Annotated in this window: 11 protein-coding genes and 1 pseudogene; 7 read left to right on the forward strand and 5 right to left on the reverse strand. The window is 47.7% G+C overall.

Annotation, left to right across the window (positions count from 1 at the left end; translation table 11 throughout):
• Window positions 1-2: 2 nt before the first annotated feature.
• Both trxB and H0R92_RS02635 read right to left on the reverse strand, forming a co-directional pair.
• Window positions 3-923 (reverse strand): thioredoxin-disulfide reductase, encoded by a 921-nt coding sequence (gene trxB, locus H0R92_RS02630; protein ID WP_432960884.1) that lies wholly within the window; start codon window positions 921-923, stop codon window positions 3-5.
• Window positions 920-1,243, reverse strand: coding sequence for a thioredoxin family protein (locus tag H0R92_RS02635; RefSeq protein WP_432960886.1), 324 nt, complete (start codon window positions 1,241-1,243; stop codon window positions 920-922). The genes trxB and H0R92_RS02635 overlap by 4 nt, the downstream gene beginning before the upstream one ends.
• Window positions 1,244-1,408: 165 nt before the next feature.
• Between H0R92_RS02635 and H0R92_RS02640 the strand changes: the two genes are divergently transcribed.
• The 6 genes from H0R92_RS02640 to larC all read left to right on the forward strand — a co-directional run bounded on the left by H0R92_RS02640 (window position 1,409) and on the right by larC (window position 8,147).
• Window positions 1,409-3,514, forward strand: a complete 2,106-nt coding sequence (locus H0R92_RS02640) for an NAD(+) synthase (protein WP_432960888.1) — start codon at window positions 1,409-1,411, stop codon at window positions 3,512-3,514.
• A 61-nt stretch (window positions 3,515-3,575) separates the two neighbouring features.
• The gene (locus H0R92_RS02645; RefSeq protein ID WP_432960890.1) at window positions 3,576-4,766 is read left to right on the forward strand and encodes an iron-containing alcohol dehydrogenase; all 1,191 of its coding nucleotides are present in this window, start codon (window positions 3,576-3,578) and stop codon (window positions 4,764-4,766) included.
• Between the two features lie 34 nt (window positions 4,767-4,800).
• Window positions 4,801-5,211, forward strand: coding sequence for a DUF3842 family protein (locus H0R92_RS02650; RefSeq protein ID WP_432960892.1), 411 nt, complete (start codon window positions 4,801-4,803; stop codon window positions 5,209-5,211).
• 1 nt (window position 5,212) lies between these two features.
• Window positions 5,213-5,980 carry an ATP-dependent sacrificial sulfur transferase LarE gene (larE, locus tag H0R92_RS02655; RefSeq protein WP_432960894.1) on the forward strand — a complete coding sequence of 256 codons (768 nt, stop codon included), beginning with the start codon at window positions 5,213-5,215 and terminating at the stop codon, window positions 5,978-5,980.
• Window positions 5,981-5,990: 10 nt separating this feature from the next.
• Window positions 5,991-6,743: a nickel pincer cofactor biosynthesis protein LarB gene (gene larB, locus H0R92_RS02660; RefSeq protein WP_432960896.1), complete on the forward strand. Its 753-nt coding sequence runs from the start codon at window positions 5,991-5,993 to the stop codon at window positions 6,741-6,743.
• A 9-nt stretch (window positions 6,744-6,752) separates the two neighbouring features.
• Window positions 6,753-8,147: a nickel pincer cofactor biosynthesis protein LarC gene (gene larC, locus H0R92_RS02665; protein ID WP_432960898.1), complete on the forward strand. Its 1,395-nt coding sequence runs from the start codon at window positions 6,753-6,755 to the stop codon at window positions 8,145-8,147.
• Between the two features lie 87 nt (window positions 8,148-8,234).
• On the opposite strand, the gene H0R92_RS02670 is transcribed toward larC, so the two are convergent.
• Genes H0R92_RS02670 through H0R92_RS02680 form a run of 3 tightly spaced genes read right to left on the reverse strand, consistent with a single transcriptional unit; the run spans window position 8,235 to window position 12,340 of the window.
• Entirely contained in the window at window positions 8,235-10,946 is a 2,712-nt protein-coding gene (locus H0R92_RS02670; RefSeq protein WP_432960899.1) for an FAD-dependent oxidoreductase, read from the reverse strand.
• Window positions 10,947-10,980: 34 nt separating this feature from the next.
• Window positions 10,981-11,652, reverse strand: a complete 672-nt coding sequence (hypB, locus tag H0R92_RS02675) for a hydrogenase nickel incorporation protein HypB (protein ID WP_432960901.1) — start codon at window positions 11,650-11,652, stop codon at window positions 10,981-10,983.
• Window positions 11,653-11,701: 49 nt separating this feature from the next.
• Complete coding sequence (locus tag H0R92_RS02680) at window positions 11,702-12,340, reverse strand: TetR/AcrR family transcriptional regulator (RefSeq protein ID WP_432960903.1); 639 nt, start codon at window positions 12,338-12,340, stop codon at window positions 11,702-11,704.
• A gap of 169 nt (window positions 12,341-12,509) precedes the next feature.
• On the opposite strand from H0R92_RS02680, the pseudogene H0R92_RS02685 reads away from it, so the two are divergent.
• Window positions 12,510-12,854, forward strand: a pseudogene (locus H0R92_RS02685) (DUF5692 family protein); the annotation flags it as partial.
• Window positions 12,855-12,875: the final 21 nt, after the last annotated feature.

The raw sequence follows: 12,875 nt of genomic DNA on the forward strand, positions 1-12,875 counted from the left end.
TTTCAAATGTTTCCCGTGCGTATATATTCTTCTATAAATTTTGACGCACAAGCACCGTCGGCACAAGCATTTACAATTTGACGCAGAGGTTTGGTACGGACATCCCCTACGGCAAACACACCGGGAATATCGGTACGGGTTGTTTCATCTGCAATAATATAACCGCTTGCATCCGTTTTGAGAACATCTTTAACCAATTCCGTATTCGGAATGCGGCCTACCGCAACAAAGACACCGTCACAGGCAATATCGGAAAGTTTTCCGCTTACCGTATCTTCAACGGTAATACCCGTTACGACATTTTCATGTAAAACTTTTTTTACAACCGCATTCCATACAATCTCTATGCGTTCTGCTTTTTCCAAAGCGGAGCCGTATACGGAAGCGGCGCGCAATTCATTGCGGCGGTGAATAAGATATACCTTTTTACATATATTGCTTAAATATAAAGCATCTTCTACTGCGGAATTTCCGCCGCCGATAACGGCAACCGTTTTATTTTTAAAAAACATACCGTCACAGGTAGCACAATAGGCAATTCCTCTGCCGGCAAGAGAATCTTCTTCTTTTAATCCCAATTTTCGCGGTGAAGCCCCCGTTGCGATTACTACGGTTTTCGCTTCAAATACACCTTCAGAACTTTCAATCTTTTTTATATCCGATTTTAAATCCACCGAAAACACTTGTGCAAGCAGGGTTTTTGCACCGAAACGGTCTGCACAAGCTTTCATTTTTTGTCCCAAATCGAATCCGTCTATACCGTTTTCAAATCCCGGATAATTATCGATAACTGAAGTAACCGCCATTTGACCGCCCGGCGACAGTTTTTCGAGTAAAAGTGCGCTCAATCCGGCACGCACGCAGTACAGGGCAGCGGTATAACCTCCCGGACCGCCGCCGATAATAACAACATCGTATATCATTGAAGTTCTCCTTTGAGCCACTGATCGATTTCATTTTTGGACGAAGGTTCGGTGATTCGTGAACCGTGGGTTCCGTTTTTAAAAACAAGCAAAGTCGGCAGCGCTTTTACCGCATAAGTTTCCGATAGAGCGGGAGCCTTGTCGGTATTAACTTTTATTATATCAAAACGCTCCGCATTGGCTTCGGCAATTGCATCCAAAGCCGGCATAATACGGCGGCAATCTCCGCACCAAGGCGCATAAAAATCGACAAGAACCGGTTTTGTCGATTTAAGTACTTCTTTTTCAAACATATCCGCACTTATTTCTTTAACAGCCATAAATTCTCCTTAGGATAAATTCAATATATCGGGGAGCTTATTGTAAAAGTTTATCGCGTTTTGAACAAGAGGTATATCAAGCGATATCGGGATACCCGAATATCAAAGGCAAGCATACGGCGCTAGCCCTTCACTATTTACCTTTTTTGCTTTATACTTAAAGGGATGGAATACGGATTTTTCAGGGTTGCCTGTGCAAGCCCGCGCCTTAAAATTGCGGATTGTAAGCACAATGCGGATGAAATTGTCAAGCTGCTCAAAAGGGCCGAAAAAGACGGCGCTGAATGTACGGTGTTTCCGGAATTGTCGATTACGGGAGCAACCTGTGCGGACTTGTTTTTTCAAACAAACTTAATACACAGTGTCTGCCGTACCCTGACGGAACTTGCGGAGCGCACAAAGGACTGTCCGATTCTCTATGCGGTAGGCGCTCCCCTTCTTTCAGGCGGTGCGCTTTTTAATTGTGCGGTTTTTATATACCGGGGGCGCATTTTAGCGGCGGTGCCTAAAACGCATATCGGCGGCCGAAGCTTTTACAACGAACGGCGGTATTTTACCTGCGGTTCGGCGGCCGCCCCCGGTTTTCCCGCCGGGCACGGCCAAGTTATCAGTATCGGCTCCCATACCGGCATTCCCTTCGGAACGGATATCCTTATACGGATGTCCTGCGGTACAAGCGGAATAAACGGAAGCGGAGAACGGGACATATATATCGGAGTCCTAATCGGAGAAGACGTGTATGGAGCAGGTATCAGCGCCCTTCAAAGCCGCGTGTACGCACATGCCGGTTTAACGGCTGCGCACATTATACTGAACCCGGCGGCCGAGCCCTTTATTGTAGGAAGCGCAAAGCGGAAAGCATGTGCCCTGTGCGCCCTGTCCGAACGGTGTGCCTCTGTGTGCGTTTGTGCCAATGCGGGAAGCGGAGAATCGGCAACCGATTTTGTGTTCCGCGCCCACAACGGTATTTTTGAAAACGGCACGGTTCTTGCACAAAGCGATTTTCGAGCCGATTTCCGGGCAAACGGGAATGGGCGCAATAACGACAAAACGGGCGCACTCGGCGAAGCGGACGGCTATCTTGTGCAGGATGTCGACATAGAACTTCTTGAAAATGAACGGCTTCGCCGTTCTGCCGAATACGGGCGCCTTTCGGCTTCGCAAATACCTAACATGCACATTATCGAAGCCGCTGCGCCCGAACCCGCAAACGGTACGGATAAGGATGTGCAAAACCGCAAAAACAAAACGGCCGTAAAACAGGGACTGAAGCGGCACATTTCGCGGCTTCCCTTTGTTCCCGAAAATCCTGCGGAACGAAAAGAGCGCTGCGAAGAAGTGTTGTCCATTCAAGCTTCGGGTTTGGCCGAGCGGCTTAAAAACACGGGTATAAAGAAAGCGGTTATAGGTCTTTCGGGCGGTTTGGATTCAACCCTTGCACTCCTTGCCGCAGTCGATGCATTTAAAATCTGCGGCCTTTCCCCCTCGGCAATACACGCTTTTTCGATGCCCTGCTTCGGCACAAGCTCTCGGACAAAAAACAATGCCGAAAGGCTTGCTTCCGTTTTAGGCGTAAGCTTTAAAGAAATCGATATACAAACGGCCGTAAGGGCGCACCTAAACGATATAGGCGCAAGCGAGGACGTGCACGACAGCGTGTACGAAAATGCTCAAGCGCGCGAACGCACGCAAATACTTATGGACAGCGCAAACAAGACAGGCGGCCTTGTTATCGGTACGGGAGACCTTTCCGAATCGGCGCTCGGCTGGTCAACCTATAACGGAGATCATATGTCGATGTACAATGTAAACGCTTCGATTCCCAAAACACTTGCGCGGGAACTTGTGCTGTATGCGGCCGAACTTGCAGCAGCGAAGTTGGCGGCAATCCTTACAGACATTGTGCAAACGCCCGTAAGCCCCGAACTTTTGCCCGCCGAAAACGGACACATTGCGCAAAAAACCGAAGATATACTGGGTCCCTATGAGCTGCATGATTTCTTTTTGTACTATGTTGTAAGGCGGAACTTTTCGCCGCGCAAAATACTGTTTTTAGCCGAATGCGCTTTTCAAGGTGAATACAAAGCCGGCTATATAAAAGAAAAACTTGCACTTTTTTACCGGCGTTTTTTTACAAACCAATTTAAACGCTCGTGCATGAGCGACGGTATATCGGTCGGAACGGTATCGCTTTCGCCGCGCACAAGTTTTTCCATGCCCAGCGACGCACAGGCTTCGTTGTGGCTTAAAGAACTTGAAAATCCGACTTGACAAAAGTCGGACACCATTTATTTCGGCGGTAAAAAAACAATCGCCCGATAGGAGGAATATAATGAACAATTTTAATTATTGGACACCCACAAAGGTAATTTTCGGAAAAGATGCCGAAAAACAAACGGGTGCGCTCGTTAAAGCGCAAAACTGCAAAAAAGTACTCGTACACTTCGGAGGCGGAAGTGCAAAGCGTTCGGGCCTTTTGGACAGAATATGCGATTCTTTAAAAGCCGAACACATCGACTATGTACTTCTCGGCGGCGTTGTGCCGAACCCCCGCCTTTCTTTGGTGCGCGAAGGTATAGCCTTATGCAAAAAAGAAGGGGTTGACTTTATTTTGGCCGTCGGAGGCGGAAGCGTTTTGGACTCGGCAAAGGCTATCGGCTACGGAGTTGTAACAAAAGGAGACGTGTGGGACATTTTCCTCAAAAAAGTAGAGCCTGCAGGCTGTCTTCCCGTCGGTTCGGTACTGACGATTGCGGCGGCCGGAAGCGAAATGAGCGATTCTTCGGTTATTACAAACGAAGACGGATGGCTCAAACGCGGTTACAGTTCCGAATACGGACGCTGCCGTTTTGCCGTTATGAATCCCGAATTGACGGCAACCCTCGACGAATGGCAAACGATGAGCGGCTGTACCGACATCATTATGCACACCCTTGAGCGCTATTTTTACCCTGCACATGAAGTATCCGGCGAAAATATGATTACCGACAGCATTGCCGAAAGCATAATCAAAACCGTTATAAAAAATGCCCTGATTTTAAAAGACAAACCGAAAGATTATAACGCGCGTGCTCAAATTATGTGGGCGGGAAGCCTTTCTCACAACGGATTAACCGGCTGCGGCAACGGAACCGGCGACTGGGCAACCCATCAAATCGAACACGAATTAGGCGGTATGTTCGACATTACCCACGGTGCGGGTCTTGCCGCAGTATGGGGAAGCTGGGCACGCTACGTCTACAAAGAAAACCCCGAGCGCTTTGCGCAGCTTGCACGCAATGTCTTCGGCATAAGCGACACCGGCAGCGAAAAAGCGGCCTTAAAAGGCATCGAAGCTATGGAAAACTTTTTCCGTTCAATCAATATGCCCGTTTCGGTAAAGGAAATGAACATCGATTTAACGGAAGAACAAATCGAAACCCTGTCCTTGAAATGCTGTTTCGGAAAAACAAGAACGGTCGGCTCTTTTAAAAAACTGCAATATGAAGACCTTGCAGCAATTTACAAGGCTGCGGCAAAATAACGGATAGACACTGACAAAGGAATTTGTAACAAACATGCATATTTTGGTTATTGACGGACAGGGCGGCGGCATCGGAAAGCAGCTTGTAGAAGAGATCCGTAAAGCCCTGCCCGAAGTATCTATAACGGCGGTAGGAACAAACAGTATTGCAACCTCGGCAATGATTAAGGCGGGAGCCGATAACGGGGCTACCGGTGAAAACGCAGTCATTGTCGGCTGCCGCAGTGCGGACATTATCGCAGGGCCGATGGGAATCGTTATAGCCGATTCTTTGCTCGGTGAGATAACTCCTGCAATGGCGGCTGCCGTCGGACAAAGTCCTGCCCTGCGTATTTTACTGCCGGTCAACCGCTGTAAAAATTCGATTATCGGTATTGCCGATATGGATATTGCAACAATGATAAAAAAAGCGGTTGAAGAAATAAAAAAAACCGCACAAAACTGATATGCCGTATTTCGGTTCAAAGCGCAGGGCGCTGCTTGACTTTTTCCGTACTCATCCTAAGGCCGCCCTCGCCTTTTCAGGCGGTACGGATTCGGCATATCTTTTATATGCGGCGCTCAAAAACGGAGCGGACATTCAGCCCTATTTTATAAAAAGCCCCTTTCAGCCGCAGTTTGAATTGGAGGATGCACAGCGTTTGTGCGCGCTGTGCGGCATAGGCTTAAAAATTGTCGAAGCCGATACGCTGTCGGATGCCTTAATTGCCGAAAATACGGACAAGCGCTGTTATCATTGTAAAAAACTGTTGTTTTCGCTTCTCAAAAAACGGGCGGGCGAAGACGGTTATACCTTGGTTATCGACGGTACAAATGCTTCGGATCTGGCATCCGACAGGCCGGGTATAAAAGCTTTGGAAGAGCTGGGTATAGTGTCCCCCTTACGCGAATGCGGCATTACAAAGGCGGACGTGCGCGTACTTTCAAAAAAAGCGCATTTGTTTACGTGGAATAAAAGCTCGTATGCATGTTTGGCGACTCGCATTCCCTGCGGAACGCCCATACGGGAAGAAAAACTGCGCCTTATGGAAAAATCGGAAAGCAAGCTCGCCCGCTTGGGTTTCAGTGATTTCAGAATCCGCCTTGACGGAAACACGGCGCGTATAGAGGTGCGCGAGAGCCAAATGAAAAAGGTAGTGCGCGAAAGGGAAACGATACGCTCACTTTTGGCGGACGATTTTTCCGCAGTTGTGTTGGATTTAAAAGGACGGTAAAGGAATTTATATGGCAGCACAGGATATTTTGGCGATTTTGGAGCAGGTTGAATCGGGAAAGCTTTCTGCAAAGGATGCTCATCTTTTATTAAAGAAAAAACCCTTTGACGATTTAAATTTTGCAAAGCCCGATCATCACCGTGCAATAAGACAGGGAGAAGCCGAAGTTATTTACGGCGAAGGGAAGACTGCGGAACAAATCGCTTTTATAGCCGACTCTCTTTGTGCAAACGGTGAGACCTCTGTGCTTATAACGCGCTTATCCGAAGAAAAGGCCGCAGTACTGCAAAAAACGCATAAAATGCACTACGATACAATCAGCCGGCTGGGCATTATCGGTACCATGCCCGAAGCCGAGGGAAAAGGCAATATCGTAGTAGCTTCGGCCGGGACGAGCGATATGAGCGTTGCCGAAGAAGCCGCCCGTACCGCCGAATTTTTCGGCAACAGGGTTGTGCGCCTCTACGATGTCGGAGTTGCCGGCTTACACCGCCTGCTTTCCAACCTCGACTGCATTATGAGTGCGCGCGTTATTATCGCCGTTGCCGGTATGGAAGGAGCCCTTGCAAGCGTTATAGGAGGTTTGGCCGATTGCCCGGTTATCGCGGTTCCGACAAGTGTCGGCTACGGCGCTTCGTTTAACGGTTTGGCAGCCCTTTTGGCCATGCTCAACTCCTGCGCAAGCGGAGTCAGCGTAGTAAATATAGACAACGGATTCGGGGCCGGTTATCTTGCCGGTATGATAAACCGTATGAGTCAATAGGAGAAATCGATGAAAACCTTATACCTTGAATGCGCGATGGGAGCTTCGGGCGATATGCTTGCAGGCGCCCTTTTGGAATTGATTCCGGACAGCGCGGAATTTTGTACAAAACTGAATGACATCGGCCTGGAAGAAGTCCGTTTTTCGGCCGAAAAAAACATAAAATGCGGCATAACCGGAACAAAATTCAAGGTATGCGTAAACGGTGAAGAAGAAAAAAGTATCGATGCCCCCGGCCATACACATACACATGAACACACACACAACCACGAGTACTCTCACAATCATGAGCATCCGCACGGCCATGAGCATATACATCCGCACGACCACTGTCATGAACATTCGCACGAACACGGACACTCTCACAATCATGAGCATCCGCACGACCATGAGCACACGCACAGCCATTCGTCCTTTGCCGATATAAAAAAACGCATTGCCGCCTTACAAGTAAGCAATAAAGTTAAAGCCGATATTGAAGCGGTATACGCTTTAATTGCCGAAGCCGAAAGTTATGTTCATAATACAAGTATCGACAACATTCATTTTCACGAAGTGGGAACTGCCGATGCATTGGCCGATATAACCGCCGTTTGTATGCTTATCGATGAACTTTCCCCCGATACAATAATCGCTTCTCCGGTTAATGTCGGAAGCGGACATGTGCACTGCGCACACGGTATCCTGCCCGTCCCGGCCCCCGCTACAGCCCGCATTTTACGCGGTATTCCTGCATATGCCGGAACGGTTCAAGGCGAATTATGTACGCCGACGGGAGCCGCCCTGCTCGCTCATTTTGCGGCAAGTTTTGAGAGGCTTCCCGGAATGAAGATTTCGGCAATCGGTTACGGCATGGGGACAAAGGATTTTCCGCAGGCAAACTGCCTTCGAGCCTTTTGGGGAACGGTTTGCAAAGACGCAGCCCCGCAAAATACGGAAGCGGCCGAACATACCGAAAATGCCGAAAACACGGAACGGATAATAGAGCTTTCCTGTAATATAGACGATATGACGGGCGAAGCCCTTGCTTTTGCCGCGGAAATCTTATTCGAAAACGGTGCCTTGGACGTATTTACAACTCCGATCGGTATGAAAAAATCACGGCCTGCAGTAATGCTTACCTGTCTTTGTCTGCCTGCCGAAAGCTCGCGCATGGCGGATCTTATACTCCGTCATACCGGTACGCTGGGCGTACGCGAAAAATCCTGTCTGCGCCGTATGCTTCCCCGAAGCGAAAAAACGGTACAAACGCCCTACGGCAGTGTGCGCATAAAAACCGCTCAAAGCGGCAGCATACAAAAAAGCAAAATCGAATATGAGGATGCCGCCCGTATTGCGCGAAGTCAAAACATTCCCCTTGCCGACGTATATACGGAAATAGAAAAAACTGTAAACCGGCAGTAAAAACCGATTATACTTTTTTCCGCCGAAATATCGGCACCCGCCGGAAAAACGTCATAAAAGCCGTTTTTCCGGATATTAAAAAAATCCTTACACCTTTGACGGCCTGTTTTTTCCCTTATCGGGCGACAAAACGGATTCGACAAAACGCAGCGGTTTTTTTGCGGTAATAACCAATTTGCGCTTTATCGCATGTTTTACAACTGAGGGGCGTAAATCCTTTAACTCGACGGCTCCCCTATCGTATTTTTTAACGAGGGAAATCGCGTCGAATTTACAGCGGGTTACGCACTGGCCGCAGCCGACGCATATATATTCGTCGGTAACGGTCGCGCCGCAGCCCAAACAGCGTTCCGTTTCTTTTTTGATTTGCTCTTCGGTAAAAACGCCGCGCGTATCTTTAAACTTGCTTGAAGAAGCCGTTTCTGCGGGCTTTTGCCGGGGCAAGCGGTCGTAGCCTTCAAGCTTTAAGTTTTCTTTGTCGAGCGGGCGGTAATCGCGCTTAATGCGTCCTAAAACCAAACTTTGACCGGGCTGCACAAAGCGGTGAATCGAAATCGCCCCTTCCTTTCCGACCGCAATGGCGTCAATAGCGAATTTCGGGCCGGTTAAAGCATCGCCGCCTGCAAAGATATCGCTTTCAGCCGTTTGGAAGGTTTGCGCATCGGCTTTGACGGTATTGTTGCGGTTTAATTCAACCTTACTTCCCTTAAGCAAATCGCCCCACTCTATCGCCTGTCCGACGGACAAAAGCACAAAATCGGCTTTAACCGTTTTCGTTTGATTTTCGTCGAATACGGGATTAAATCGCTTGTCTTTATCGAAAACCGAAACGCATTTTTTAAACTCGACTCCCGCAACGCGGCCGTTTTCGACGATAATGCGTTTAGGCCCCCATGAGTTATTGATTGCAATATGCTCGGCAAAGGCTTCTTCGATTTCTTCTTCGAGGGCGGGCATTTCTTCGCGGCTTTCGAGGCAATACATATCCGTTTCATCCGCACCGACACGGACTGCGGTACGGGCAACGTCTATGGCGACGTTTCCGCCGCCGATAACGATAACCGTACCGTTTAATTTTAAATCGGAACCCGAATTGACTTTGCGTAAAAAGTCAACGCCGGTCATAACGCCTTCGGCGTCTTCGCCTTCTATATTCAGTTTACGGCCGCCCTGCGCCCCGATTCCGAGGAAAAAGGCTTTGTACCCTTGAGAGCGCAGTTCGTCAAGCGTTACATCCGTTCCCACATTCGTATTTGTCTTGAATTCGACTCCCAATTCACGCAAAATATCGATTTCCGCATCCACAACCTTTTTTTCAAGGCGGAATTCGGGAATACCGAGGGTAAGCATACCGCCGAGACGGTTTTCTTTTTCAAAAACGGTTACCGAGTAGCCTTCAACCGCAAGATAGTACGCGCACGAAAGACCGGCAGGGCCTGCACCGATAACGGCGATTTTTTTATCGCTGTAATCATGCTTTTTGCGCGGAACAAAGCGGTGTTCGGTATTCATATCCTGTTCGGCGATAAACTTTTTAATATCGTCTATTGCAATGGGCTCGTCAAGATCGCCTCTCGTACATGCCGATTCGCAATAGCGCGGACACACGCGCCCGCATACCGCCGGAAAGGGATTTTCAAATTTGATAAGCTCCAATGCTTCTTTGTATTTTCCCTGTGAAGCAAGCTTTATATAGCCTTGAATACCGATATGTGCGGGGCATTCGGCCTTACAGGGGCTCGAACCGCCTTCTTCGGCAACCTTCGCATTGGTACGGTAATCGGTGTTCCAATCGGCAGGCCCCCATTCGCGGTCGCGGGGAGTCGGCGTTTTTTTCTTTTTAACGGGATTGACCGTACACAGCTTTTGACCGACCTTGAGGGCGTTTACGGGGCAATGTTCGACACATTCGCCGCAGGCAACGCACTTGTCTTTATCGACATGCGACACATAGTTTGAACGCACCATATCGTTGTTGTAAAACATCGTTGCGGTACGAAGAGAAAAGCATGAACAACCGCAGCAGTTGCAAATAGCATGTGTTTTACCCGGCCCGTCCGTATTCGGAATCTGGTGCATTAAGCCGTTTTCTTCGGCGCGCTTGATAATTTCAAAAGCTTCTTCGCGCGTAATTTGCCGTCCGCGTCCCGTTCTTATATAGTATTCGGCGGCGTGCCCCAGTTGAATACACATATCTTCTTTTAAGTGGCCGCAGCCCTCCCCCATAATTTCGCGGGCGGTACGGCACGAACAATCGGAAACCGAAAACAAATCGTTTTCGTTAAGATACATCGAAACTTCTTCATAAGAGGCGCGCCTCGTTTCTCCGGAAATCGAATGTTCAATCGGAATAACGCGCATTAAGCCCATACCGACGGGAAACAAGCCTGCGGTTTTAGGCCCGCGCACCCGGCCGTATGCTTCAAAAGCTTCGGCTATTTGCGGATATTTTCGCACGTTTTCTTTATGGTTAACCATCATTTCCATAACGCCGGGAATCCACAAATCGAGCCAATACTTATCCGTACCGTCGATTTTATTTATAAAGCATGCGCCGCAGTCGGCCAACTCCCACAGCAGTTTTGAAACCTCTTCTACGGGCTTTCCCGATAATAAAGCAACTTCTTCTGCGCTTTTGGGTTTGCGCAGCTCAAGAAACATCCCCACATCGGCCATTTCGTTCGATACGACCGGCTCCAAAATTCTGTATTCGGGATCGGTTTCGGTAATCGCGCCCTTTGCGCCCCTTTTCGTCCTGTTGATATGATTGGCAAAATCCAATACCCGTTCTTTTACCATAATTGTGTCTCCTTTTTGTTTAACCTATAATCCTTTAATCCTTTTGCCATAAGCGGATTTCCGTCCGTAAATAATCCGCCCATGTATCGATTCCCTCACCGGTTTTTGCCGAAATCGGAAAGATTTTCGCATTCGGGTTCAGTTTTTTGATATGTCCTTTAAAAACATCCATATTGAAATTGAAAAATTCGGCTGCGTCGATTTTATTGACAAGGATAACATCTACAACCTTAAACATAAGCGGATATTTTAAAGGTTTGTCGTCGCCTTCGGGAACGCTTAAAATCATTGCGCTTTTTACCGCCCCCGTATCGAATTCGGCCGTACAGATAAGGTTTCCTATATTTTCCAAAACAACCAAATCCAGTCCCGAAGCGCCCAGTTCATCCAAGCCCTGTTTTGTCATATCGGCGGTTAAGTGGCACATACCGCCCGAATGTACTTGAATAACCTTTGCGCCCGTAGAAGCGATTGTGTGTGCGTCGACGTCCGAATCGAGGTCGGCTTCTATAATGCCGATTTTCATTTCGTCTTTAAGCGCTTCTATCGTGCGCATCAACGTCGTGGTTTTTCCCGAACCCGGCGACGACATTAAATTTAGTAAAAAAACCTTGTCTTTTTTTAAGTCGCTGCGCAGCGCATCCGCACGTTTTTCGTTGCTTTCATACACGCTTTTTTTAATTTCGATAACCTTGAATTTTTCCATAAAACTCCCCGCCGTTTCATACGGCTTTTATACAATTATGTTACGGTTTTTACGCATATGTATCTTCAATACCGAAAACGGCCGCAACAAGCTTTGAACCGCTTTGCTTCATACCGAAAAGGCGCGCACAGTTAAAAGCAAGGGATTTCATCTTTTGGATACGTTCTTCGTTCGACAATTCGATAATATCTCCGTGCATAACCGTGCTTATGTACGAAACAATCATTTCCAAGCTTTCATACGGATATTCGGTTGCAAAAACTCCTTCTGCAATACCGTCTTTTATAACGGATGTCAGTACCGAAGGAATTCCGCGCAATAAGACTGCCTGAATTTTACGGTGCATAAGCGCGTTTTGCGGCTTGTGAATATGCTCAATAAGAGGGGCGTATCGGCCGCCGAAATCCAAGGCAATAAGAGCTTCCAATAAGCGTTTGTAAGCGGAAAGCGATGTATCCGAAGCGGCTTTTTCGGCATCCGAAAGCATTTTTTGCGTTATGCGGCCGATTATGCCGTCAAGGATTTCTTCTTTTGATCTAAAGTGATAATAAAGGGTGCCGCGGGCAATGCCGCATTTTTCAAGGATTGCGTTTGTAGAAGTATTATCGTAGCCGTTGGTAAAAAACAGTTGTTGCGCCGCATCCAGAATTTCATTTTTTCTTATATCGGCATCTTTTATAATGCGCACCCCTTCCCCCTCATGTACTTTTTGTCCGCTTTATTAGACCGTCAGTCGGTCTAATAAGAAAAACCTAACGGACTTTCAGATAAAAGTCAAGCGGAAAAACGGTTTTTTATGAAAAATAACTGACAATTTCACAGGTTAAGATTACAATAAACTATGATACAACTGCCTTCCTGGTCATTCGTGGTACTGCGGTTTAGCCCTGCTGATAGCTCCGACTGCCTGTGCATTCACTTTGGGTAAGGGCGCATGGCTTCAGCACCGCGCACAAACATTGGCATTGTGGTGTATGTTTGCGCAAACCTTCCCCCTCTTTTTGGACGAAGGCCGCTTTGCCGTACAGTCAACATATAATGAAACGATTTATTTTATAATAAGCCTTGCGGCTCTTTTAATAAATGCCACGGTGTTTGTTTATATGATTTATAAAATGAAAAAAACAAAGCGCAATCCTTACAAAGCCGAACTGTATACCGATTTGGAGGCATACAAAACGGTAAAGGCTCTTGCCGAATAATACGTATGCATAAGGGCGGGC

Source organism: Treponema sp. OMZ 840 (assembly GCF_050937815.1).
Classification (GTDB): domain Bacteria; phylum Spirochaetota; class Spirochaetia; order Treponematales; family Treponemataceae; genus Treponema_C.

Excerpts from the sequence above, each read along its gene's own strand:
- trxB (WP_432960884.1), bottom strand. The coding sequence starts at position 923 with ATGATATACGATGTTGTTATTATCGGCGGCGGTCCGGGAGGTTATACC.
- H0R92_RS02635 (WP_432960886.1), bottom strand. The coding sequence starts at position 1,243 with ATGGCTGTTAAAGAAATAAGTGCGGATATGTTTGAAAAAGAAGTACTT.
- H0R92_RS02640 (WP_432960888.1), top strand. The coding sequence starts at position 1,409 with ATGGAATACGGATTTTTCAGGGTTGCCTGTGCAAGCCCGCGCCTTAAA.
- H0R92_RS02645 (WP_432960890.1), top strand. The coding sequence starts at position 3,576 with ATGAACAATTTTAATTATTGGACACCCACAAAGGTAATTTTCGGAAAA.
- H0R92_RS02650 (WP_432960892.1), top strand. The coding sequence starts at position 4,801 with ATGCATATTTTGGTTATTGACGGACAGGGCGGCGGCATCGGAAAGCAG.
- larE (WP_432960894.1), top strand. The coding sequence starts at position 5,213 with ATGCCGTATTTCGGTTCAAAGCGCAGGGCGCTGCTTGACTTTTTCCGT.
- larB (WP_432960896.1), top strand. The coding sequence starts at position 5,991 with ATGGCAGCACAGGATATTTTGGCGATTTTGGAGCAGGTTGAATCGGGA.
- larC (WP_432960898.1), top strand. The coding sequence starts at position 6,753 with ATGAAAACCTTATACCTTGAATGCGCGATGGGAGCTTCGGGCGATATG.
- H0R92_RS02670 (WP_432960899.1), bottom strand. The coding sequence starts at position 10,946 with ATGGTAAAAGAACGGGTATTGGATTTTGCCAATCATATCAACAGGACG.
- hypB (WP_432960901.1), bottom strand. The coding sequence starts at position 11,652 with ATGGAAAAATTCAAGGTTATCGAAATTAAAAAAAGCGTGTATGAAAGC.